The organism is Streptomyces rishiriensis (assembly GCF_030815485.1).
GTDB classification, from domain to species: domain Bacteria; phylum Actinomycetota; class Actinomycetes; order Streptomycetales; family Streptomycetaceae; genus Streptomyces; species Streptomyces rishiriensis_A.
The window spans coordinates 1,085,063-1,107,946 of the sequence record NZ_JAUSWV010000002.1; the positions used below are offsets into that span (position 1 = coordinate 1,085,063).

At 73.2% G+C, this 22,884-nt stretch carries 20 protein-coding genes and 1 pseudogene; 13 read left to right on the forward strand and 8 right to left on the reverse strand.

Translation table 11 applies throughout. The annotated features are described in order from the left end of the window. Window positions 1–180: 180 nt before the first annotated feature. Together QF030_RS07275 and QF030_RS07280 are read left to right on the forward strand one after the other, a co-directional pair. Window positions 181–870, forward strand: a complete 690-nt coding sequence (locus tag QF030_RS07275) for an HAD family hydrolase (RefSeq protein WP_307167496.1) — start codon at window positions 181–183, stop codon at window positions 868–870. A 188-nt stretch (window positions 871–1,058) separates the two neighbouring features. Next, window positions 1,059–1,742 (forward strand): TetR/AcrR family transcriptional regulator, encoded by a 684-nt coding sequence (locus QF030_RS07280; RefSeq protein ID WP_307161829.1) that lies wholly within the window; start codon window positions 1,059–1,061, stop codon window positions 1,740–1,742. On the opposite strand, the gene QF030_RS07285 is transcribed toward QF030_RS07280, so the two are convergent. Then, window positions 1,730–3,232, reverse strand: coding sequence for an LVIVD repeat-containing protein (locus QF030_RS07285; RefSeq protein WP_307161830.1), 1,503 nt, complete (start codon window positions 3,230–3,232; stop codon window positions 1,730–1,732). The genes QF030_RS07280 and QF030_RS07285 overlap by 13 nt on opposite strands. Window positions 3,233–3,422: 190 nt before the next feature. Here QF030_RS07285 and QF030_RS07290 point away from each other — a divergent pair, with 190 nt between their 5' ends. Further along, window positions 3,423–4,061, forward strand: coding sequence for a DUF305 domain-containing protein (locus tag QF030_RS07290; RefSeq protein WP_307161831.1), 639 nt, complete (start codon window positions 3,423–3,425; stop codon window positions 4,059–4,061). 69 nt (window positions 4,062–4,130) lie between these two features. Here QF030_RS07290 and QF030_RS07295 read toward each other — a convergent pair whose 3' ends face one another. After that, on the reverse strand, window positions 4,131–4,817 hold the full coding sequence (locus QF030_RS07295) for a DUF6214 family protein (RefSeq protein WP_307161832.1): 687 nt from the start codon (window positions 4,815–4,817) through the stop codon (window positions 4,131–4,133). Window positions 4,818–4,962: 145 nt separating this feature from the next. On the opposite strand from QF030_RS07295, the gene QF030_RS07300 reads away from it, so the two are divergent. After that, the gene (locus QF030_RS07300) at window positions 4,963–6,339 is read left to right on the forward strand and encodes an FAD-dependent oxidoreductase (protein ID WP_373428882.1); all 1,377 of its coding nucleotides are present in this window, start codon (window positions 4,963–4,965) and stop codon (window positions 6,337–6,339) included. A 168-nt stretch (window positions 6,340–6,507) separates the two neighbouring features. Here the strand turns inward: QF030_RS07300 and QF030_RS07305 are convergent, their stop codons facing one another. Beyond that, window positions 6,508–7,764, reverse strand: a complete 1,257-nt coding sequence (locus tag QF030_RS07305) for an extracellular catalytic domain type 1 short-chain-length polyhydroxyalkanoate depolymerase (protein ID WP_373428883.1) — start codon at window positions 7,762–7,764, stop codon at window positions 6,508–6,510. 660 nt (window positions 7,765–8,424) lie between these two features. Here QF030_RS07305 and QF030_RS07310 point away from each other — a divergent pair. Further along, window positions 8,425–9,228: a pectate lyase gene (locus tag QF030_RS07310; RefSeq protein ID WP_307161835.1), complete on the forward strand. Its 804-nt coding sequence runs from the start codon at window positions 8,425–8,427 to the stop codon at window positions 9,226–9,228. 77 nt (window positions 9,229–9,305) lie between these two features. On the opposite strand, the gene QF030_RS07315 is transcribed toward QF030_RS07310, so the two are convergent. After that, window positions 9,306–10,058 carry a PaaX family transcriptional regulator C-terminal domain-containing protein gene (locus QF030_RS07315; protein WP_307161836.1) on the reverse strand — a complete coding sequence of 251 codons (753 nt, stop codon included), beginning with the start codon at window positions 10,056–10,058 and terminating at the stop codon, window positions 9,306–9,308. Window positions 10,059–10,129: 71 nt separating this feature from the next. Here QF030_RS07315 and QF030_RS07320 point away from each other — a divergent pair, with 71 nt between their 5' ends. Further along, window positions 10,130–11,857 carry a DNA alkylation response protein gene (locus QF030_RS07320; protein WP_307161837.1) on the forward strand — a complete coding sequence of 576 codons (1,728 nt, stop codon included), beginning with the start codon at window positions 10,130–10,132 and terminating at the stop codon, window positions 11,855–11,857. A gap of 124 nt (window positions 11,858–11,981) precedes the next feature. Here QF030_RS07320 and QF030_RS07325 read toward each other — a convergent pair whose 3' ends face one another. Continuing rightward, a complete protein-coding gene (locus tag QF030_RS07325; protein ID WP_307161838.1) occupies window positions 11,982–12,560 on the reverse strand; it encodes an Rv1733c family protein in 579 nt (192 codons plus the stop codon). 213 nt (window positions 12,561–12,773) lie between these two features. Between QF030_RS07325 and QF030_RS07330 the strand changes: the two genes are divergently transcribed. From QF030_RS07330 to QF030_RS07345, 4 genes are all read left to right on the forward strand, one after another. Continuing rightward, window positions 12,774–13,925 (forward strand): WD40/YVTN/BNR-like repeat-containing protein, encoded by a 1,152-nt coding sequence (locus QF030_RS07330; RefSeq protein WP_307161839.1) that lies wholly within the window; start codon window positions 12,774–12,776, stop codon window positions 13,923–13,925. Window positions 13,926–14,006: 81 nt separating this feature from the next. After that, entirely contained in the window at window positions 14,007–14,684 is a 678-nt protein-coding gene (locus tag QF030_RS07335; protein WP_307161840.1) for a uracil-DNA glycosylase, read from the forward strand. Continuing rightward, entirely contained in the window at window positions 14,681–15,709 is a 1,029-nt protein-coding gene (locus QF030_RS07340; RefSeq protein ID WP_373428744.1) for an N-acetylglucosamine kinase, read from the forward strand. The genes QF030_RS07335 and QF030_RS07340 overlap by 4 nt, the downstream gene beginning before the upstream one ends. Before the next feature lie 188 nt (window positions 15,710–15,897). Continuing rightward, window positions 15,898–16,821: a sirohydrochlorin chelatase gene (locus QF030_RS07345; protein ID WP_307161841.1), complete on the forward strand. Its 924-nt coding sequence runs from the start codon at window positions 15,898–15,900 to the stop codon at window positions 16,819–16,821. A gap of 100 nt (window positions 16,822–16,921) precedes the next feature. Here the strand turns inward: QF030_RS07345 and QF030_RS07350 are convergent, their stop codons facing one another. Both QF030_RS07350 and QF030_RS07355 read right to left on the reverse strand, forming a co-directional pair. After that, window positions 16,922–17,977, reverse strand: coding sequence for a lactonase family protein (locus QF030_RS07350; RefSeq protein ID WP_307161842.1), 1,056 nt, complete (start codon window positions 17,975–17,977; stop codon window positions 16,922–16,924). 529 nt (window positions 17,978–18,506) lie between these two features. Continuing rightward, the gene (locus QF030_RS07355; protein WP_307161843.1) at window positions 18,507–20,018 is read right to left on the reverse strand and encodes an FUSC family protein; all 1,512 of its coding nucleotides are present in this window, start codon (window positions 20,016–20,018) and stop codon (window positions 18,507–18,509) included. Between the two features lie 312 nt (window positions 20,019–20,330). Between QF030_RS07355 and QF030_RS07360 the strand changes: the two genes are divergently transcribed. After that, a complete protein-coding gene (locus QF030_RS07360; protein ID WP_307161844.1) occupies window positions 20,331–20,807 on the forward strand; it encodes an Lrp/AsnC family transcriptional regulator in 477 nt (158 codons plus the stop codon). A gap of 368 nt (window positions 20,808–21,175) precedes the next feature. Here QF030_RS07360 and QF030_RS07365 read toward each other — a convergent pair whose 3' ends face one another. Further along, window positions 21,176–21,967, reverse strand: a complete 792-nt coding sequence (locus QF030_RS07365; RefSeq protein WP_307161845.1) for a LysR family substrate-binding domain-containing protein — start codon at window positions 21,965–21,967, stop codon at window positions 21,176–21,178. A gap of 58 nt (window positions 21,968–22,025) precedes the next feature. Here QF030_RS07365 and QF030_RS07370 point away from each other — a divergent pair, with 58 nt between their 5' ends. After that, window positions 22,026–22,412: a DUF5997 family protein gene (locus tag QF030_RS07370; protein ID WP_307161846.1), complete on the forward strand. Its 387-nt coding sequence runs from the start codon at window positions 22,026–22,028 to the stop codon at window positions 22,410–22,412. Between the two features lie 194 nt (window positions 22,413–22,606). Continuing rightward, a pseudogene (locus tag QF030_RS07375) lies at window positions 22,607–22,750 on the forward strand (LysR family transcriptional regulator); the annotation flags it as partial. Window positions 22,751–22,884: the final 134 nt, after the last annotated feature.

Below are 22,884 nucleotides of genomic sequence, written 5' to 3' on the forward strand. Positions count from 1 at the left end.
GAGGCGGCGCCACGGTTACGCCCTGAAGTCCGCAGCGCCCAGAGACTCGCGGGCCCCGAGGTCCGCGGGGACCTGGGACTCGCTGGGCCCTGAGACCCGCGGGACCCTGAGACCCGCGGGACCCTGAGATCCAAAACCGGGTGTTCGGTTCCGCGGGGTTCGTAGACTCAGCCCATGCGCATGACAGCCGTGTTGTTCGACTTCTCCGGGACCCTGTTCCGTATCGAGTCCGCCGAGTCCTGGCTGCGGGCGGTGCTGGAGGGGGCCGACGTCACGCTGCCCGCGTCGGAGTTCGCCGAGAAGGCGCGGGCGCTGGAGACGGCCGGCGCGCTGCCCGGCGGGGCGAGTCCGCTCCGGCTGCCCGCCGGGGTCGCCGAGTTGTGGCGGGTGCGGGACGAGAGCGCGGAGCTGCACCGAGCCGCGTACACGGGTCTGTCCCGTCAGGTGACGCTGCCCGACCCGGCGTTGCACGACGCCCTGTACGAACGGCACAGGATTCCGGCGGCCTGGGCGCCCTACCCCGACGCCCTCGACGTGCTGAGCGGGTTGCGCGAGCGCGGGCTCCGGGTCGGTGTGGTCAGCAACATCGGCTGGGACCTGCGCCCGGTGTTCCGGGAGCACGGCCTCGACCGGTACGTCGACGCGTACACACTGTCGTACGAGCACGGGTTCCAGAAGCCGGACCCCCGGCTGTTCACCGTCGCGTGCGAGGCACTGGACGCCGATCCCGGCGGAGTCCTGATGGTCGGTGACGACCGGCACGCGGACGGCGGGGCGGCGGCACTGGGCTGCGCGGTGCACTTCGTGGACCATCTGCCGGCGGCCGAACGCCCGGACGCGCTGCGGACGGTGCTGGGCTTGGTGGGGTGACCCGACGGCCCCGGCGCGCTCCCTGCCAACGGTCGCCTCAGGCACCCATTACGGGAGAAGCACGCCCACTCTGGGCGATCCCCCGCGTCGCCCAGAGCAGGCGGCAGCCCGGTGTGCTCCGAACCGGAACCCCACCGGGTTGTCCTGAGTATAGTTGGCTGGCAGCCAGTCAACGCAGGAGTTCCAGGATGTCCCCGCGCAGCGCCTCGGTCAATGAAGAATTGCGGCGCCGTTCCAGGGAGCGGCTCCTTCAGGCCGCCGTGGAGCTGGTCGGCGAGCAGGGTTACGAGGCGACGACGCTCGGTGACATCGCGGACCGGGCCGGCTCGGCGCGCGGTCTGGTGTCGTACTACTTCCCCGGCAAGCGGCAGCTGGTCCAGTCCGCCGTGCACCGGCTGATGCACCGCACGCTGGAGGAGGCGCTCGAGCGGGAGCCGCGCACCGAGGACGGCCGGGAGCGGATGGCGCGGGCCATCGACGGCATCCTGGGCCTGGCCCGGGACCGTACGGTGCTGATGCGTCAGCACATGGCGGGCCTTCTGCAGGTCGAGGGGTTCGTGCAGTGTCCGGAGCAGCAGCGGCTGGCCGACCTGCTGCGGGACACCGCGGCCCGGCACGGGTCGCAGGACGTCGACCACGACTACCCGATGCTCCGCTCCCAGCTGATGGGAGCGGTCTACGCGATGGTGCTGCCGAACGTGCCCCTGCCGCTCACGACCCTGCGCGCCGAGCTGTTCGCGCGCTACCGGCTCGACTGGGAACAGGGGGTCCCGCCGGACGCCGAGGCGCCCGGCGGGAGGTGTGACACCGATCTGTCGCGCTTCTTCGCGACCGACCCGACGGCTCCGCGGAGCGAGGGTCAGTCGAAGTAGTCCGGCTGGGTCTGGACGTTGAGCTCGCCGACCCGGACCCGCTTGGCGGGGTCGGTGCGCCGGTCGCTGAGCTTCAGCACGTCGAAGCCCTTGGCGATGTCGTTGGAGTAGATGTAACCGTTGTAGTAGTACGCCGACCACGAGCCGCCGGTTTTCATCACCTGGGTGTCGAGCGGACCGCGCTCGAAGTAGGCGATCTCCTTCGGCTTGGACGAGTCGGTGAAGTCCCAGACCGAGACACCGCCCTGGTACCAGGCCTGCACCATGATGTCCTTGCCCTTGACCGGGATCAGCGAGCCGTTGTGGGCCACGCAGTTCTCGGTGTCCGCCTGGTGGCGGGGGATCTTGTAGTAGCTGCGGAAGACCAGCTTGCGCTTGTCGCCCTTGCCGACGATGTCGTAGATGCCGTCGGCGCCCTTGTCCGGCCCGATCGCCGCGTTGCAGGTGGCCGCCCCGCCGCCGCCGAGCTCGTCGGTGAACACGACCTTGTTCGCCTTCTGGTTGAAGGTCGCCGAGTGCCAGAACGCGAAGTTCACGTTGTCCTGGACCTGGTCGATCACCTTCGGGTGCTCGGGGTCCTTGATGGAGAACAGGATGCCGTCGCCCATGCAGGCGCCCGCCGCGAGGTCCTCGGAGGGCAGGACCGTGATGTCGTGGCAGCCGGTCGTCTTGGAGACGCCGGGGTTCGTGGGCGAGCCCGGGTTGCCGCCGCCGTCCGGACCCTCTCCCGGGAAGAGCACGGGGAAGCTCACGATCGCGGCCTTCTCCGGCGTCTTGCGCGGCACCTTGATGACCGAGATGCCGTCGTGCGGGGGCTGGCAGTCCGGATAGGCGGCGTTCGGCGAGTACGAGGAGACGTAGATGTAGACGTTCTTGCGCTCGGGCACCAGGGTGTGGGTGTGCGAGCCGCAGGCGGTCTCGACGGCGGCGACGTACTTGGGGTTCGCCTTGTCGCTGATGTCGAAGACCTTCATGCCCTCCCAGGAGGACTTCTCGGTCACCGGCTGCGTGGTGCTGTTGCAACTGCTGTCGCTGCGTGAGGAGTCGGTGGACAGGAAGAGCAGGTCGCCCGAGACGGAGATGTCGTTCTGCGAGCCGGGGCAGAGCACCTGCGCGACGGTCTTCGGGGACTTCGGGTTGCTGATGTCGAAGACGCGGAAGCCGTCGTAGTTGCCGGAGAAGGCGTACTTGCCCTGGAAGGCGAGGTCCGAGTTGGTGCCCGGCAGAGCGTCCTTGGGGATGTTCGTCAGGTGCTCGATGTTGTCGGAATGGACGATCTCGTCCTGCCCCGGTATCTCGCCGTCGGCGATCGCCGCGGCCGCCTCGGCCCGGGCGCCCTGGGACACCTCCTGCTGCACGGCGGGTCCGTCCCCCGGGTCGGGGGTCGCGGCCGCCGGGACGGCCGTCAGGAGCGCGGCCAGCAGTCCGGTGCACGCGGCGGCCACTCCCAGCCGTCTGCGTCGCGTTCGAAGGTCGTTCAACAGGGTCACTGCGTCCTCCCTTGTCGCCGTTCACGCGGAACGGTTCACGGTGCTCCGAAGTATCGTCTTCATCATGCACATATCAAGGGTCGGTAACGCACTCGTCATGAATCTTTCGGTTCAGTAGTGCGATCTTGGTGCGAAGATCCAGCCGAGGACGGCATCCCGGTCCTCGACTCACCTGCTTCAGGAGGTCGTTGTGCTCGTCCGCCGCGTGCCCCTCGTCTCAGCCTCACTGCTGCTCGCGCTCGCCCTCACGGGGTGCGACTCCGGGCCGGACACCAAGTCGGGTGCGGCGAGCGGTCCTTCGGTGATAGCACCGGGCAAGCCGGGTGAGACGAACCGGACCCTCTCCGCCGAGGACGCGGCCGAGCAGCGCGCCGACGACGACACACCCAACTCCGCCGACGTGGCGTACGCGCGGATGATGATCCAGCACCACACCCAGGCTCTGAAGATGACCCAACTCGCCGCGAAGCACGCCGAGTCGACGGCCGTCAAAGGTCTCGCGTCGCGGATCGGCGCCGCGCAGGGGCCGGAGATCGAAGCCATGAAGGGCTGGCTCACGACGTACGGCGAGGCGGAGACGGGCGGCGAGCACGACCACGCGGCGATGCCCGGCATGGCCACCGAGGCCCAGCTGAACGAGCTGCGCGCGGCCCGTGGCAAGGCGTTCGACGCGCTCTTCCTCACTCTGATGATCACCCACCACGGAGGCGCCCTCACCATGGCCGCCGACGTCAAGGCGCAGGGCAACAACGTGCGGATCGAGGAGATGGCGGACGATGTGATAGCGCAGCAGACGAGCGAGATCACCAGGATGCGCGGTATGCAGTAGCACGCCCCGGTCCGCGGACCTCGTCCGCGGACCGGGCGGTGCCGAGCCGTGCCGTGCCGACAGGTCTGCTCAGCGCCGGGCGTGACGTGGTGTCAGGTAGCCCGCGTCACGCGCCTGGGCGATCAGCCTCAGCGATCTGCGGCGGCTGTGTCCCGTCGCGCACATGACGGCGAGGACGGGGTCCGCCCCCTCCTCCTGGGCCGCGCGGTACTCCTGCGCCACCAGCCACCGCCCCTCGGCGCCCCGTGGCCAGGCCGGGCGCGCCCGCCGGGGGGCGAACCGCTCTTCGGCCTCCCCGGCGGGGGCGGGCTCCCGCACACCCTCGGCGCCGTACAGGCCGTCCGCGTGGCCCGCGTCCTCCATGCGCCCCGCGTCCTCCGTGCGCCCCACGTCCTCCGTGCGCCCCACGTCCTCCGTGCACTGCGCGTCCTCCGCATGCGCCGCGTCCGCCGCGCCCGCCACCCCGAGGCCGCCGGCTTCGTCGCACCTCTCGAACAGGGGCCCCTCGATCCAGTCCGCGAGCACCGTCAGGTCCACGAGCGACAGGGGCGGCTGGGCACGGACGTCCTCGACCGAGACGCGCCCCTCGCAGACGACGGCCAGCAGCTCCACGCGCGCACCGTCGGCGAACCCCAGCAGCACATGGAACCAGGACGTGGCGCCCGCGGCTTCCTGGATCTCCCACGCGGGCCAGACGGAGACCGCGCCGTCCTCGGCGGAACGATCAGAAAGATTAAGAAACGATGCTTCTAGCACACACGGAACGTAACCGCATGATCACTTTCCATACGAACGGACACGCACACACCGGGCGCGCACAGCACCCTGTCAGCGGAGCCACGCTGGTGCGATGCTGGAGGCACCAGCGATCTCCTCCGTCCCCCTGGGTAAGGAGTTCCGCGTGCTGCGTGTCGCCGTCGTCGGCTCAGGGCCGAGTGGGGTCTACACCGCCCAGAGCCTGGTCCAGCAGGACCCCGAGGTACTCGTCGACGTCCTGGACCGGCTGCCGTGCCCGTACGGGCTGGTGCGGTACGGCGTCGCTCCGGACCACGAGAAGATCAAGTCGCTCCAGAACAGCCTGCGCACCGTGCTCGAGCACGAGCGCGTGCGCTTCCTCGGCGGGATCCGGATCGGGACCGACGGCGTGCCGCCGGCCCGGCTGCGCGAGCTGTACCACGCGGTGGTGTACTGCGTGGGCGCCGCGACCGACCGGCACCTCGGCGTGCCCGGCGAGGAGCTGCCGGGCAGCTGGTCGGCGACGGAGTTCGTGTCCTGGTACAGCGCGCATCCGGACACAGTCACCGACGGGTTCCTGCGCCACGCCCGCTCGGCCGTGGTGGTGGGCGTGGGGAACGTGGCGGTGGACGTCACCCGGATCCTGGCCCGGCAGACCGCCGAGCTCAGCCCGACCGACATGCCCCAGGCGGCGCTGACCGCGCTGGCCGCGAGCGAGATCGGCGAGATCCACATGGTGGGGCGGCGCGGCCCGTCCCAGGCCCGCTTCACCACCAAGGAACTGCGCGAGCTGGGCGGCCTGCCGGACACCGAGGTGGTCGTGGACGAGGCCGAACTGGCGCTGGACCCGGCCTACCGCGACCCCTCCGCACTGCCGGCGGCGCAGCGGCGCAACGTGGAGGTGCTGCGCGCCTGGGCGGCGACCGCGCCGGCCCGCGGCGCCCGGCGGCGGATCCGGCTCCGGTTCTTCCTGCGCCCCGTCGAACTGCTTGCCGACCAGGGCCGGGTGGGCGCGGTGCGTTTCGAGCGGACGGTTCCGGACGCGCACGGCGGGGTGACCGGCACCGGACGGTACGAGGACATCCAGGCGCAGTTGGTGCTGCGCTCCGTGGGCTATCGCGGGGTGCCGCTGGAGGGGCTGCCGTTCGATCCGGAGCGGGGCACGGTGCCGCATCTCGCGGGGCGTGTCCTGCGCGAGGGGGTGGTGGCACCGGCCGAGTACGTGGCGGGCTGGATCAAGCGGGGCCCCACCGGGGTGATCGGCACGAACCGGCCGTGCGCCAAGGAGACGGCGACGTCCCTGCTGGAGGACGGCCCCGCCCTCGCCCGGCGGGAGCTGCCCGGTGATCCGCTCGAGCTGCTGCGGGCCGCCGGCGCCGAACCTGTCGAGTGGGCGGGATGGCTGGCGATCGAGCGGGCCGAGGCGGCGCTGGGCGCCTCACTGGGGCGGGGCGTGGTGAAGCTGCCGGACTGGGCGGCGCTGTGGCTGGCGGCGGGTCCCACCGGGATCGGCGTACAGGACACAGAGCAACGACCCCGATGAGATCAGCGACCACGCTCCCTCGGACGCCGGTTGGGCGCGCTGCGAACCGTCGCCCTGCGACCGGCGGCGGCGAGGAGCCCGTCGGGGAACTGGCGGAGGAGTCCGGGGAACAGACCGTCCAGCCTCGCGGCCATGGGCAGCCGGGCTCACCGGCCGCCCACAGAGACATCAAGTCGCGGCGCAGTTACCGCCGTTGAGCGTGAAGGCGCCGGGCGCCGCACTGTTGCCCGAGTGGTTCGCCTGGTAGCCGATGGTGACGCTCGCACCGGGGGCCAGTGTGCCGTTGTACGTCGCGTTGGTCGCCGTCACCGCTCCGGAGGCCGGCGCGTAGGCGGCGCCCCAGCCGTTGGTGATGGTCTGGCCGGAGGGCAGGGTGAAGCCGAGCTGCCAGCCGTCGACCGTGGTGGTGCCGGTGTTGGTCAGGGTCACGGAGGCGGTGAGGCCGGTGTTCCAGGCGTTGGTCGTCGCGGTCACCCGGCAGCCGCCGGGCTGGGGCTGCGGAGTGGGGCCGGCGGCGTCCAGGCCGAAGAAGGTGATCACGCGGGCGGCCATGCCCCAGGCGTACAGGTTGTGGCCGACGCCCTGCAGGCTGACGGCCTCGACGGGAGCCTGGTCACCCGTGCCGCCGTACCGGGTGCGGGTCCAGCCGGGGACGGGCGAGTCGGTGGTGGCCGGGGTCTGGCCGACGCCCCGCACATCCGTCCACTGCTTGATCTCCTCACCGAAGTTGGGGTAGCGCAGCACGTCGTCCTCGGTGCCGTGCCACACCTGCATGCGCGGGCGGGGCCCGGTGTAACCGGGGTAGGCCGCGCGAACGAGGTCGCCCCACTCCTGTGCGGTGCGGATCACGGTGCCCCCGGAGCAGGCGCTGTTCCACTCGGAGCCGTCGGTGGTGGCGAAGCAGCCGAAGGGCACCCCGGAGAAGGCCGATCCGGCGGCGAACACATCGGGGTAGTCACCGAGCAGGACGTTGGTCATCATCGCCCCGGAGGAGATGCCGGTGGCGTAGACGCGGCCGGTGTCGGCCGCGTAGGCGGCGGTCACCCAGTCGATCATCGACCTGACGCCGACCGGGTCGCTGCCGCCGCCACGCCTGAGCGCCTGCGGCGAGGAGACGTCGAAGCACTTGCTGCTCCGGGTGACCGACGGGTAGACGATCAGGAACCCGTACCGGTCGGCGAGTTGGGCGTATTCGGTGCCGGAGTACATCGCGGGCCCCGAGCCGCCGCACCAGTGCACGGCGACGAGCACCGGCGGGTGGGTGGTGACGGTGGCCGGTGCGTAGACGTACATCTGGAGATTGCTGGGGTTGGCGCCGAAACCGGTGACCTCGGTGAGGGTGGCCGGTGGAACCGGCGCGGCGGCCCGCGGGCGGGCGGCGGCCGTGGGGGCGGCGAGCAGAGCGGCGGTGAGCAGGAGCAGCAATGCCCCGCACAACGAACGCAGGGCTCTCCCAAGGGAGTTCGACACGCGCTTGTCCCTTTCTGATAGCGGCTCGGGGGACGTCGTACGTGGGGTTCGCGGGAGGCGATCGGCGGCTCGGCAGGTGGCGTCGGCCTGCGGCGGCAGACCCGGACGCATGCCACTCGCCGACAGCCACGAGGGGAGCGTCCGCACCGCATGGTGGCATGCGCGCCCTTGCCATGGAAGCGCTCCCACGCCAACTTCCCGCAAGCCCTTGCTGGTTGGCCGAGGCCTGGCCGAGTGGCCGAATGTGTTCTGCGCAAAGCGTTGACTAGAAAGCGCTTGCCCCCTACGTTCCGTTCAGCAGTGTGACCGAGCCGCTCACGCCTACCCCACAAACGGCCATACCGCTTACGCGGGGTGTTCAGCACCTCGTTTGACATTCACATACTTGTTCCACTTCCCTCCCCCGAAGGGACACACCCGCATGCGCGACGGGCCCCCGCATACACAGGCGCAAAGGTCCGGCCCCCTCACGACGGCCGCCACTCCCGCGACGGCGGCGGTCCCGTCGTCAGCCGCATCCGTCGCCGTCCGGGCGACGCCCGTCGCCGGCGTGCCGCGACACCCTGACCACTCGCCCCACCACGCCCATCCCCACATGGAAGAAGGCATCGGGACATGACTTCACCAGTATTGCCGCGCCGACGGCGCACCCTGACCGGCGCTCTCGCCGCCCTCACGCTCTCGGTTGGCATGATCATGACCACCGGGGCGCTGACCCCGGCGCACGCCGCCACCTGGCCGAGCGCGACCGGCAGCCAGGCCGTCTCCTCCACCATCGCGGTGTCCGGCACCAAGGACTACGGGATGATCCGCCTCTACGGCACCGGCGACCTGGGCAGCGGCAGCCAGGACGAGGACCAGGGGCCGATCCTGGAACTGGCCGCCGGCGCGGTGCTCAAGAACGTCATCATCGGCGCCCCCGCCGCCGACGGCATCCACTGCAAGGGCGCCTGCACCCTCCAGAACGTCTGGTGGGAGGACGTCGGCGAGGACGCGGCGACCTTCCGCGGCTCCTCCTCGTCCAACGTGTACACCGTGTCGGGCGGTGGCGCGCGGTCGGCCAGCGACAAGGTGTTCCAGTTCAACGGCGCGGGCACGCTGAACGTCTCCAACTTCGCGGTGCAGACCTTCGGCACCTTCATCCGCTCCTGCGGCAACTGCTCGACGCAGTACAAGCGGACGATCAACCTCAACACCATCGAAGCGACCTACTCGGGCAACAAGCTCGTCGGCATCAACACCAACTACGGCGACAGCGCGACCCTGAAGAAGATCACGATCGTCGGGGACAGCAGCAAGAAGATCATCCCGTGCCAGAAGTACATCGGTAACAACACGGGAGCCGAGCCGACCACCAACGGCACGAGTGCGGACGGGACTTACTGCAAGTACGCGTCCTCCGACATCACGTACAAGTAGCCCTCCGCCTGTCCCCCCACGGTAAGAAGGCGGCCGTACGAAGCGTCCCCGCACGGCGCTTCGCACGGCCGCCGCACCTATGCGCCGGCCCCTGACACCGTGGCGACGAGCTGCCGTTGATGGTGACCGTAGGCGGCGCGCAGGGCCGGTCCCGGCCAGTCGTCGGGAAGGAGTCCGACGGGCAGTACCGGGTCGGCCAGCAGATGCCGTACGACCGCCGCGAGCGCCGTGAACCGGTCGGCGGGCCGTTCGGCCCTCTCGACGTGGGCCAGCAGGACCCGGGCCGTCCCCGCCCACGCGCCGAGCGGCCACAGGCCGGCGGCCAGGCCGGGGGCGGGCACTCGGGGGCGGGCGGTGAAGTGCTGCAGCAGGTCCCCGAGGTCCGCGGGCCAGGGCCGGCCGAGGTTGGCGGGTCGCAGCCAGACCCCCTCGCGGAGCTCGGCGAGCCGGAGGGCGCTCAGCCGGCCGCGCAGTTCGGCGCGCTCGGCGGGGCCGCGACCGGTCGCGGTGATGACGGCCATCTCCCACTCGCCGTCCCACGCGCGCGTGTCCGGGTGTACGGCGTCGTCCTGGCGGCGCTGCCGCTCCAGCAGCCGGTCACTGAGCCGGTAGACGCCGTCGGCCCGCCGCAGATCGCCCGCCGCCACCATCCGGCTGAGCGCGGCCCGCACCGTGGAGCCGCCGACGCCGAACGGCTCCACCCCGCGCACCAGATCCTTCGCCGCCATCTCGGGCGGGTGCGTGCCCAGCAGCAGACTCAGGACCACGGACCGCGCGGACAGCGGGGGCAGGTCGACCTCGCCGGGCTGCGCCGTCACATTCCTCCGCATGAGGCCGTACTTTACGCGGGCTCCGGTGTTGCACCATTGCTACACTCGCAGAGAAAGTGCAGCATGGGCGCATGGCCCAGATACTCACGCAGGCAGAGGCAGAGGCGCAGGGGCGGGTGCGGGCGCAGGCGCCGGAGCAGCCGACGTCGCCCGTCCCGTCGCTCGTCACGCACGACGTCACCAACCAGCCACCGCCCCTGGCCCCGTACGACGCCTCCGACGACATGGCCCTGCTGGAGGGGCTGCGTCGGGAGGGCGCCGGATGGGCGGAACCGGACGTCCGCCGGATCGGTCTGCTCGCGGGCGGCGTCGAGGCACAGGAGTGGGGTGAACTGGCCAACCGGCACGAGCCCGTCCTGCGCACCCACGACCGGTACGGGCACCGCGTCGACGAGGTCGACTTCCATCCCAGCTGGCACGAGCTGATGCGGGTCGCGGTCGCCGAGGGGCTGGCGGGCTCGCCCTGGGCCGACGGGCGGCCGGGCGCCCATGTGGCGCGCACGGCGGGCGGTCTCGCCTGGGGGCACACCGAGGCCGGGCACGGCTGCCCCACGTCGATGACCTACGCGGCCGTCCCCGCGCTGCGCAGGCAGCCGGAACTCGCCGCCGTCTACGAGCCGCTGCTGACCGGTCGGGAGTACGACCCGGGGCTGCGGGTGCCGACGCAGAAGCGCGGGCTGCTCGCGGGCATGGGGATGACCGAGAAGCAGGGCGGCTCCGACGTCCGGACGAACACGACGACGGCCCTGCCCACGGCGGAGCCCGGCGTGTACACCCTGCGCGGGCACAAATGGTTCACGTCGGCGCCGATGTGCGACGTCTTCCTGGTGCTGGCGCAGGCTCCGGACGGGCTCTCGTGCTTCCTGGTGCCCCGTGTCCTGCCCGACGGCACCCGCAACACGTTCCGCGTCCAGCGGCTGAAGGACAAACTGGGCAACCGCTCCAACGCGTCCTCGGAGCCGGAGTTCGACGGGACCGTGGCGTGGCTGGTGGGGCCCGAGGGGCAGGGCGTGAAGACCATCATCGAGATGGTCAACTGCACGCGTCTGGACTGCGTGATGATGTCGGCGACGCTGATGCGCAAGACGCTCGTCGAGGCGGGGCACCATGTGCGGCACCGCAGCGCCTTCGGGGCGCGGCTGCTGGACCAGCCGCTGATGCGCAACGTGCTGGCGGACCTGGCACTGGAGTCGGAGGCCGCCACCACGCTCACCCTGCGGCTGGCCGGGGCGGCCGACCGGGCGGTGCGCGGAGACGACGGCCAGGGGACCGAACGGGACTTCCGGCGGATCGCCACCGCCGTCGGCAAGTACTGGGTGACCAAGCGGGGACCGGCCTTCACCGCGGAGGCCATGGAGTGCCTCGGCGGCAACGGCTACGTGGAGGACTCCGGAATGCCCCGCCACTACCGCGAGGCACCTCTGCTGTCCATCTGGGAGGGCTCGGGCAACGTCAACGCCCTCGACGTACTGCGGGCGTTGACCCGCGAACCGGCGACGGCCGACGCCCTGTTCGGCGAACTCGCCCTGGCGCGGGGGGCGGACGCCCGCCTCGACGCCGCCGTCGCGCGACTGCGGACCGGTCTGGGCCGGGCGACACCGACCGCCGCCCGCCGTCTGGTGGAGCAGATGGCGCTCACCCTCCAGGCCTCGCTCTTGGTCCGGCACGCCCCGCCCGCCGTCGCCGACGTGTTCTGCGCGACCCGGCTGGGCGGCGACTGGGGGTACGCCTTCGGCACGCTCCCGGACGGCGCCGATCTCGACGGGATCCTGGAACGGAGCCTTCCCGGCACGAGCTGAGTCCCCTCGTGCGCGTTTCCGCCGGGCCCCTCGGCGGCCCGCGCTCCCCGCCCGGCCGCCCGGATCCCCGTCCCGGCGGGAGCGGGGGTCGGGTCAGCCGTCCCGGGGGGGGGCGGGGGTCGGGTCAGCCCGTCGGGCGGCCCCGGAGCGCGTCGAAACGGGCCCAGTCGGTGTCCCACTGCTCCACGCGCCGGCGTTCCAGGCGGCCCCGCAGGACGCGGCCGCCCGCGAACGGGAGGACGGCCGCGCCGACCCCCGCCAGGCCGCCGACGAGGGAGGCACGCAGTTCGGCCTGGGCGGCGGTGGCCGGCTTCGTCACCAGGCGGCCGTGCCGGTCCGTCCACACCGTGACGGGGGTGCCCGCCGCGCTGCCGGGTCCGACGCGGACCTGGCCGTGGTGCGCGGAGCCGTCCGGTCCGGTCCAGCCCACCTTCGCCCACACCTGATCACCGGCGGCGGAACCGTTCACGGCCCTGCCCGGGGCCTGCTCGGTCAGCCGTCCCACCAGGGGCCGCCACTCGACGCGTTCGCGCGCCAGACCGTGTTCGACGGACCCCGCGGTCGCCCACCCCGCCAGCACCCCGGTGAGGACGGTCAGCGCCCACACGCCGAGCACGACCCAGGCCTCCACCGTGTCGGCGCGACGCTTGAGCGGGTTGCGTCGCCAGCGCCACAGCCACGCCTTCGGACCACGGAACGCCATCGAAGGCTTCCTCCTCATGAGCACATGAACATCCCGGCCGCCCTCCCATACGGGGCGGACGGCCCCGATGCTCAGGCCGAATCCCTCGTCTCGACGGTCCCACGGGCCCGGCACCCGCGCAGCTTCCCGGCGAAAGGCGGCCGACGTCATGCGCCGCCGACCCGCCGTCGCCGCTGTGACCTGCGGCGACGGCCTTTCCAGGGGTGACTGTCAGTGGCGGGGTGCAGACTGGCCGTTGTCTGGGACAAAGACGTCAAGGACACCGCGGAGGTGGTCGGCATGACCGAGACACTGCTCGCCGTGGGCACGCGCAAAGGCCTGTTCATCGGGCGTCGGCGCGGTGGCTCATGGGAGTTCGACGAATCCCCCTGCTTCAACGCACAGGCGATCTACTCGGTCGCCATCGACACCCGCGGCGACCGCCCCCGGCTGCTGGCCGGCGGCGACAGCGCCCACTGGGGCCCGTCGGTCTTCCACTCCGACGACCTCGGCCGGACCTGGACCGAACCGGCGGCGCCCGCCGTCAGGTTCCCGCAGGACACGGACGCGTCGCTGGAGCGCGTGTGGCAACTGCACCCGGCGGCCGCCGAGCCGGACGTGGTGTACGCGGGCACGGAACCGGCCGCGTTGTACCGCTCGCGCGACCGCGGCGAGAGCTTCGAGCTGGTCCGCCCGCTGTGGGAGCATCCCACCCGTTCGAAGTGGGTGCCGGGCGGTGGCGGGGAGGGCCTGCACACGGTCCTCACCGACAGCCGCGACCCGCGGTCGGTGACGGTGGCCGTGTCGACGGCCGGGGTCTTCCGCACGAGCGACGGCGGCGCGAGCTGGACGCCGGCCAACTCCGGTGTCTCCGCGGTCTTCCTGCCGGATCCGAACCCGGAGTTCGGCCAGTGCGTGCACAAGGTGGCGCGGGACGCGGCGAACCCGGACCGCCTCTACCTCCAGAACCACTGGGGGGTCTACCGGAGCGACGACAAGGGCGGGCAGTGGACCGACATCGGCGCGGGTCTGCCCTCCACCTTCGGTTTCGCCGTCGCGGCGCACCCGACGCGCGGGGACACGGCCTACGTGTTCCCGATCAACGCCGACTCGGACCGGGTGCCCGCCGACCGCCGGTGCCGGGTCTTCCGTACCTCGGACGCGGGCCGCAGCTGGGAGCCGCTCACCGCGGGCCTGCCGCAGGAGGACCACTACGGCACGGTGCTGCGCGACGCGCTGTGCACGGACGACGGCGACCCGGCGGGCGTGTACTTCGGCAACCGCAACGGCGAGGTGTTCGCCTCCGCCGACGACGGGGACAGCTGGCGGCAGTTGGCCTCGCACCTGCCGGACGTGCTGTGCGTACGGGCCGCGGTGGTGGGATGAGCCGGCCCGCACGCGCGGGCCGGCCGTCCGGCCCCGGCCACCGGTTGATCAGCGCCCTGCGTACGGCAGTAGGGTGACGCCGTGGCACCACGACCCTTGCATGAGATCGTCGAACCGGGCTGGGCCGAGGCCCTTGGACCCGTCGCCGGGAAGATCGCCGAGATGGGCGACTTCCTGCGCGCGGAGATCGCCGCGGGACGCACCTACCTCCCTGCCGGACAGAACGTCCTGCGGGCCTTCCAGCAACCCTTCGACGACGTCCGCGTCCTGATCGTCGGACAGGACCCGTATCCGACGCCCGGGCACGCGGTGGGCCTGTCGTTCTCGGTCGCTCCTGAGGTCCGCCCGCTGCCCGGCAGCCTGATCAACATATACCGGGAGCTGACCACCGACCTGGGCCTGTCCCAGCCCTCCAGCGGCGACCTGACCCCGTGGACGCGGCAGGGCGTGCTGCTGCTCAACAGGGCGCTCACCACGGCCCCGCGCAAGCCCGCCGCGCATCGCGGGAAGGGCTGGGAGGAGGTCACCGAGCAGGCGATACGGGCGCTGGCGGCGCGCGGCAAGCCCCTGGTGTCCATCCTGTGGGGCCGGGACGCCCGCAACCTGCGTCCGCTGCTCGGGGACCTGCCCTCGGTGGAGTCCGCGCACCCCTCCCCCATGTCGGCCGACCGCGGGTTCTTCGGCTCGCGGCCGTTCAGCAGGGCGAACGACCTGCTGGTCCGCCAGGGGGGTCAACCCGTGGACTGGCGCCTGCCGTGACCGCCGGCGCCGGTCCGCGGGGCGGGGCCGGGACCCGCACCGCGGCCGGCTCCGGCGGCGGCATCCTCGCCGTGGACTCGGGCGGTTCCGGTCTCCGGGTCGTCCTGGGAACCGCCGAGCGGGGCGCCCTCGCCCGGCGCTCGTCCCAGGTGCCCGTGCGCACCGGCCCGCGAGGCATCGACCCCGACCACCTGATGGCCCAACTGATGCCGTTGGTCAGGGCGTTGGAGGCCGAGACCGGCGTCCTCCGGCCCGCCACGGCGGTGGTGGGCGCGGCAGGACTCGGCACCTTGGGCGACGCGTTGCGCGCCGAGCTCCCGGGCACCCTGGCGCGGGAGCTCGGCGTCCGTACGACCGCGCTCGCCGCCGACGCCGTCACCGCGTACGTCGGCGCGCTCGGACCGCGGCCGGGCGCCGTGGTGGCGGCGGGCACGGGCCTGATCGCCATCGGCACGGATCTGACGGCCTGGCAGCGGGCGGACGGCTGGGGCCATCTGCTGGGCGACTGCGGCAGCGGCGCGTGGATCGGGCGGGCCGGTCTGGAAGCCGCCCTGCGCGCCCACGACGGGCGTCCCGGCGGGTCGGCTGCGCTGCTGGCCCGGGCCGAGGAGCGGTTCGGGCCGATGACCGGGCTGCCCGGGCTGCTGTACCCGCGGCCGGACCGCCCGGCCGTCCTCGCCTCCTTCGCACCGCAGGTTGCCGCCTGCGCCCAGGACGACCCGGTCGCCGCCGGCGTGCTGCGTGACGCGGCCCGGCACATGGCCGAGTCGGCCGCCGCCGTCTGCCCGACCGGCGGAGAGCCCCGGATCGCCCTCACCGGCGGCCTGTTCGGGCTGGGCGACCCCCTCCTCGTGCCCCTGGAGGGGGAACTCGCGCGCCGGCTGCCGCATGCCCTGCGGGTACCCGCCGAGGGCGATCCGCTGGACGGCGCCGTGCGCATCGCCGTCGGACTGGCGACAGGAACGCTCGTGCTGCCGGGCGAGGGGAGTCTGTTCTCGGTGGAGAGCGTGGTGAACCCGGTCTGACACGACGTGCGCAGGAACGTACGGCCTGCCCCGAAAGGGGGATTAGCCCCTTCGTGGGCCGGTCGCCCGAAAAAACACGCTGATCACTTCCGATCCGTACGTAACTCATCAGACAAAACCGGACGGATACCGCTCACGTGCACCCTCCCCGAACAGGGGAGCCCAGGAAGCCAGTAACATGCGTCGCCATGAGCTCCCCCACTGGGCCCGCGTCCGGCCTCCCAGTACGAATGCCGCGGCCTCGCCAGCCCGGGCGGCACCGCCGACCTGAGCCGCTGGCGGCTCCCGAGGGCGCGCCCGCGTTCGTCCTCGCGGTGCCTGGTCCGCCGAGCGCCGCCACCCGCGGCCTCGCCGAGGAGATCGTGAGCATCGCCCGCTCCGAGCTGCCCGGCCTCGACGCACGCATCGGTTACCTGGACGGGGACGACGCCGGTTTCCCCACCCTCCAGTCCGTTCTCGCGCATGCCGCCGACGAACGCACCGCCCGCTTCGAGCAGGCCCGTGCCGCCGGTCTGGACGTCAAGGAGCCCGACGGCCCGGTCGGCGTCGTCGTGCCGCTGCTGGCCGGGCCCGACGGCGCGCTGCTGCGCCAGGTCCGCCAGGCCGTCATGGAGAGCCGGATCGCGGCCGAGCTGACCGACGTGCTCGGCCCGCACCCGCTGCTCGCCGAGGCCCTGCACGTGCGGCTGTCGGAGGCCGGTCTGGCCCGCGCCGACCGCGCCCGGCTGTTCACCGTGGCCACGGCCGCGGACGGCATCATCCTCGCCTCCGTGGGCGGCGAGGAGGCCGTGCAGGCCGCCGGTATCACCGGCATGCTGCTCGCCGCGCGCCTCGCCGTGCCGGTGATGGCGGCGGCTCTCGACCAGGAGGGTTCCATCGCCTCGGTCGCCGAGCAGCTGCGTTCCTCCGGCTCCCAGCAGCTGGCGCTGGCGCCCTACCTGATCGGTCCGGAGATCGACGCCACGCTGATCGAGGAGGCGGCCAGGGAAGCCGGTTGCGCCGCCGCCGAGGCGCTCGGCCCGTACCCGGCCATCGGCAAGCTCGCGCTGGCCAAGTACACGACCGCGCTCGGCATCGCCCCGCCGCAGCCCCAGGGCGCGCCGGTCCGCTGAGCCTGCCGCAAGGACGCCGTACGAACGAGGGGCCCGCTCCGGGTGTGGAGCGGGCCCTTCGCGTCGTCGCCCGGGCCGGGGCGCGGCGGTCGGCGGCGCGTTACGGCAGTGCGGGTCGGTCGAGGACTACGCAGGAGGCGGCGGGGACCGCGACCGAGCCGCCGCGCCGGGGCAGGCCGGTCGCCGGATCGAGGGAGAACCAGGTGACGTCGCCCGAGCGTTCGTTCGCGACGTAGAGGAAACCGCCGGACTCGGCGACGGCCCGCGGCCAGATTCCGGCGCAGGGCACGGTGCCGATCAGCCGCAGCGTCTCCCCCGCGCCCTCCACGGCGAACACGGAGAGCACGTCCTCGCCCCGGGTGGCGGTCCAGACGAACCGGCCGTCGGGCGAAACGACGAGGCCCGAGGGGTAGGCGTCCCCGGCCGGGGCGCCGGGCAGTACGGCGGCCTCGGACAGCGGCTTCAGCGAGCCCTCCGAGGCGTCCCAGCGGCAGACGGTGACCGTCGGGGTGAGTTCGTTGACCACGTAGGCGTGGCCGCCGCCCGGATGGAAGGCCAGGTGGCGCGGCCCGGAGCCGGGGCGCAGCGCGTGCTCCCGGTGCAGGACGGGGCTGCCGTCGCGCAGGGCGCACACCCGCACGGAATCCGTCCCGAGGTCCACGCTCACCGCCCAGCGCCCGCTCGGGTCGGGCTGCACCTGGTGGGCGTGCGGGCCCTGCTGGCGTCGCGTGTGCGGACCCGAGCCGGTGTGCCGCAGGACGCCGGAGGCGACCCGGGCGAGGGTGCCGTCGGCGCGAACCGGGACGGCGGTGACGCTGCCGGAGCCGTAGTTGGCGGTGAGGACGTGTCCGTCGAACACGCTGAGGTGCGTGGGACCGCTGCCGCCGACCGGCACGGGCGGTCCCGTCTGCTCCGGCACGTCGCCCGTCACCCGGTACGCGGCCACCGCGCCGTCCGCCGTCTCGCTGACCGCGTACAGCGTGCCGCCGGTGGCCGACAGGGCCAGATACGAGGGGTCGGGTACGCCGTTCACGCTGCCCAGGACGGTCAGCGCCCCGCTGACCGGGTCCACGGTGGCGGCCACGATCCCAGGCCCTCCAGCCGCCGTGAACGAGCCGATGAACGCCCGCCGTCGCCTTCCGCCGAGGTCTGCCACCGCTGTCCCTCCAGGGTCGCCGCTGCCGCTGCTGACGCTGCTGCTCGGGGTGACGGTAGCAGTCGATCACCAGCGGTCTAGACCAGGCGCGCTCACCCGGCAGGACGACAGCACCCGGCCGGCGGGCCGCCTCCATCGCCAGCCCGCGCCGGCTCAGGCGCCGTCCTCGGAGCGGGCCGCGAGGTGGACCCGCACCGGCTCGGCCGCCGCACCCGGCGTACGGCGACGGGCTCGGCCAGGCGAGGCACGTCCGTCGGCGGAGTGGGGCCGTCCGCCGGTCGGTGCGACCGGCGGACACCCGGTCGGCCGGCGGACCGCCACTCCGGTAGAGACGCGCCCGCTCAGGCGCCCACCTCGAAGCGGGCCGCGAGGTGGACGCGCACCGGCTCGGCCGCCGCACCCGGCGTACGGCGACGGGCTCGGCCAGGCGAGGCACGTCCGTCGGCGGGGTGGGGCCGTCCGCCGGTCGGTGCGACCGACGGACACCCGGTCGGCCGGCGGACCGCCACTCCGGCAGAGACGCGCCCGCTCAGGCGCCGGCCTCGGAGCGGGCCGCGCCGCGCAAGGGCACCGCGAGTTCGAGCAGAGCCCGCTCCAGGGCGTGGAGGTGGACCAGCACCGGCTCGGCCGCCGCACCGAGCGGTACGGCATCGGGCCGGGCGGGGCGGGGTCCTCCGTCGGCCGGTGACGTGGTGAGCGCCTCGACCGCGGTCTCCACCCGCCAGCAGGCGGCGACGAGGCGGGCGTCGTGCGAAGCCTCGGGGTCCGCGGCGACCGAGGCCAGCCCGCGCGCCTCACGGGCGCAGTCGTCGAGCAGCTCCAGCACGTGCCGGGCCCGGCCCTTGCGCGCCCGCAGCGGGCTGAGCGGGTGCACCAGCGGCGCCAGGGACAGCCGGACCCGGGCGAGGATCTGCTCCAGTTCGGCCACCCGGCGGGCCGGGTCCGCCGCAGTGGAACCCGCGAGCCGGGCGGCGGCCTCGGCGGTGCAGAGGTGCACACACCGCAGCGCGCGTTCGACCCAGGCGTCGGTGACGGAGTGCGTGGTCACCGGGAGCACCAGCAGTACCGCCAGCGCGGCCCCCAGGGCCCCGACGGCCGTCTCGGTCACCCGCAGGGCGAGCAGCGCCGGGTCGAGCAGGCCGAGCAGCCCGTACAGCGCGCTCGCCATGACGGTGACGGCGAGCATCATCCAGGTGTACGACACGGCGGCCGTGTAGAAGATGCCGAAGACGCCCACCGCGACCACCACGGCGGTCGCCACGGGCTGCCCGTGCAGGGGTAGGGCCACGGCCAGACCCAGCACGATCCCGAGGACGGTCCCGAGGAACCGTCGGAAGCCGCGCACGAGGGTCTCGCCGCGCGAGGTGGTGTTCACGAACACCCACCAGGTGGCGCCCACGGCCCAGTACCACCGCTGGTCCGACATCGCCTGCCCGACGACGAGGGCGATCCCGGCGCCCACGGTCGCCTGTGCCGCCTGCCGTGTGGTGATCCGCGCGAGCCCCGTCCCGCCGCTCGGCGGGGCGACGGCCGCCGGTGGCGCCAGTCGGCGTTCGTAGGGCCACAACCCGAACCGCACAGCGGACGACGCGGCGATGGACAGCAGGACGGCCGCGGACAGCTCGGGCAGCTGGCCGGGAACGGTGTGCAGGAACTGGGCGGCGAAGAAGGTCATGAACGCGAACACTCCGAGCGCGTGCCCGCGCGGTCCCCAGCGCCGTGCGTACACGCCGGTGCCGACCACCGCGAGGAAGGCGGCGTCCCGGGCGACGGGCACATCGTGCAGGACGGCCGCGAGAGCCAGCACCGGCAGCCCGACGACCGGGAGCAGGGCGGTGGTCACGGCCTGACCCCGCGCCGTCGGGTCCGTCACCGTGAACAGCGCCAGCAGCGCGGCCAGGCCACCGGTGATGGCCGCCACCAGCGAATGCCCGGCCGACCCGCACAGCGCGACGGCGAGCCCGATGCCGAGCACGGCCCGGGAGGCGAACCGCAGTCGCACCCGTCCGGGATCCGGTGCCACGAAAGCCCTCCTCAGCAAGCTGCCCCGCCCTTCCCCGCCCTGATGCGCCGCGGGCGTACCGCGACATGAGAAAGGCGCCGCGGGGGTCCGCAGCGCCATCGACTCCGCCATTGGAGCATCCGTGGGGCTCTTGGTTCAACAGGGACCGGTTCGACTGATCCAATGGCCCAGCAGGGACGGGACTTCCTTCGCCATCAGCTTGCCAACGGCACACTGCTCTCGACGGCTCCGGTCACCCGGCCTGCACTGCCAGTGGCTCGGAGCAGCTCGGCCGTGCTGGGCCATTGGTACAGTCGGCCCTGATCACGAACGCGCGAGGAGGTCCGCCGGATGGCCGTGGACGAGCTGGACACCCGCATCCTGCGCCTGCTGCTCGAGCAGCCGCGTACGAGCGTGCGGGAGTACGCCCGGCTCCTCGGTGTCGCGCGCGGCACCCTCCAGGCCCGCCTCGACCGGCTGGAGCGGGACGGCGTGATCACCGGCACGGCGCCGTCGCTCTCCCCCGGCGCACTGGGGCACCCGGTGCTCGCGTTCGTGCACATCGAGGTCACCCAGGGGCACCTCGACGACGTGGGCGACGCGCTGGCCGCCGTCCCGGAGATCGTGGAGGCGTTCTCGATCACCGGCGGCGGCGACCTCATCACCCGGGTCGTGGCGCGCGACAACGCGCATCTGGAGGACGTGATCCAGAAGCTGATCAGCCTGCCCGGCGTGGTCCGCACCCGCACCGAGGTCGCTCTGCGCGAGCGCGTGCCGCACCGGCTGCTGCCGCTGGTGGAGTCGATCGGGCGAGCGGCCTCGAAGTAGCGCCCGGCTTCGCGACTTTCCGTCGGTTCAGGAGCGTTGGCGCTCCTGAACCGCCCCGCTGTCTCCGGCACGACCGCGGCGGGGGCGTCGACGGCAGCGTTCCCGCCCTCGGCGGTCTGGTCGCTCCGGCCGTTCGGTTTCGAGGACGTCGCCCTCGGCGCCGGTGGCTGCGCCGCCGAGCGGCGGCCGATGCCGGACCACGCCCGCGGCACGACGGACGTGAACCGGCCGCTCCGGGTCTTCCGAGCCATCGCCGGCCTCTCCACTCCCGGCGCGGTCGCGCCCGGCGGCGGGAGGGCCCGGGCGGGGAGGCCGACTGTTCGGTGGGCCCTGCGTGCCCTGGAGGTGCGGGGAGACGTGGGAGGCCGCTACGACCGGCGGCGGGGCTTGCCGCCACCGGTACCGCGCCGGCCGCCGCCGCCCTTCGCGGCACCGCCCTTGGCACCACCGCTGCGGCCGCGGGCACCCCCGGCGGCGCCCTTGCCCGCACCGCCTGCCGCCTGCGGCTTCCGACGCTCGCCCTTGCGCTCCGGCGCCGCGGTCTGCGGGGCGCGGCCCCGCGTGCTGTTCACGGTGCGGCCGCGGACGATGCCGATGAAGTCCTCGACCAGCTCGGTGGTCGCGTCCTCGGGCCAGGCGAGGGCGATGTCCGACTGCGGAGCGTCGACGACCGTCCGGTAGGTGAGATCCTTGCGGTGGTGGAGGCGGGCCAGGGACTGGGGCACGACCAGCACGCCGATGTTCGCCGCGACCAGTTCGACCGCGTCCTCGGTGGTCGCCGGGCGCTCGAAGGCGGCCTCGCCGGGCGGCTTCTCCCAGCCGAGCACGTCGTCGAGCGGGTGGAGGACCACCTCGTCGGCGAGGTCGGCCACCGTGACCTCCTCGGCCGCGGTGATCAGGTGGTCCCTGGGGACGACGACGACCGTGGTCTCCGTGTACAGAGGGATCGCGCTGAACACCGTACGGTCGACGGGAAGGCGCACGAACGCGGCGTCCGCGGCGCCGTCGCGCAAGACGTCGGAGGCCTCCGCCGGGGTCACCTGGAGGAGCGTGAGGGCTGTGTCGGGCAGGCGCTCGGCCCAGATCCGCACCCACTTGGCGGGCGTCACTCCGGGGACGTACGCGAGCCGGAACGAGGAGGAGTCCGCCGAGTCGGTCATCCCGCCAGGTTACCGGCTGTGGTCGGAGGTCTCCGCCGCGGCCGATACCCTGGACCGTATGAAGTCGCAGCAGAGCACCCAGACGATGAAGCCCGCCACCGCGGCGAAGAAGCTGGGTGTGCACCTCCCCGCCACGCCCGCCGAGTTCCAGGAGGGCGTCGTCTCGCGCGCCGAGCTGAACGAGCTCCAGGCGAACCCGCCCGAGTGGCTGCTCGCGCTGCGCGAGAGCGGCCCGCACCCCCGTCCGGTGGTCGCGGCCAAGCTGGGTGTCTCCATCGCGGGCCTGGCGCGCGGCGGGGTGACCGAGGCGCTCACCACCGAGCAGATCGAGGCCCTCAAGGACGCCGACCCCGAGTGGCTGCAGAAGGAGCGCGCCACGCAGGCCGAGGTCCGCAAGGAGACCGTCCGCATCAAGAAGCGCAACGCGGAGCGAGCCGAGTCCTGACCCGGGTCGGCGGCGCAGTCACCGGCGCGACGCCGGCACGCTGAGCGCGCCGACGCGGACGACGGCGGCGATCGCCGACCGGTCGGCGAGGCCTGGGCGCGTCAAGGCGCCCGCGCCGCCTGCCGCTGTCGGCGCGCGGCAGGCGCCGACCCGGTGGCGCGCGGCGGCCGGCGCGGGGAACGCGAGGGAACCGGGCCGCCGACGATCCCCTGGCCCGGCGCCGCTCGGTACGACCGGCCCACCTCGGCGGACGCACCCTTCGGTCGACCGGCGCACCGGCACCACCACCCCCGACCCGTGGCCGCCCCGACACGCGCCCCGCCACGGAGGGGACCCACGGCCCGCACCCCGCGACAGCCGTGATCGAGCCGCTCTCCACGCCGTAACGCCTGCCGTGAATCCCGGAGTCGCTCGGCGCGCGCCGCTTTGACTACGATCTATGCAGGTTCACCGACGTGGGTGTTTTCGAGGT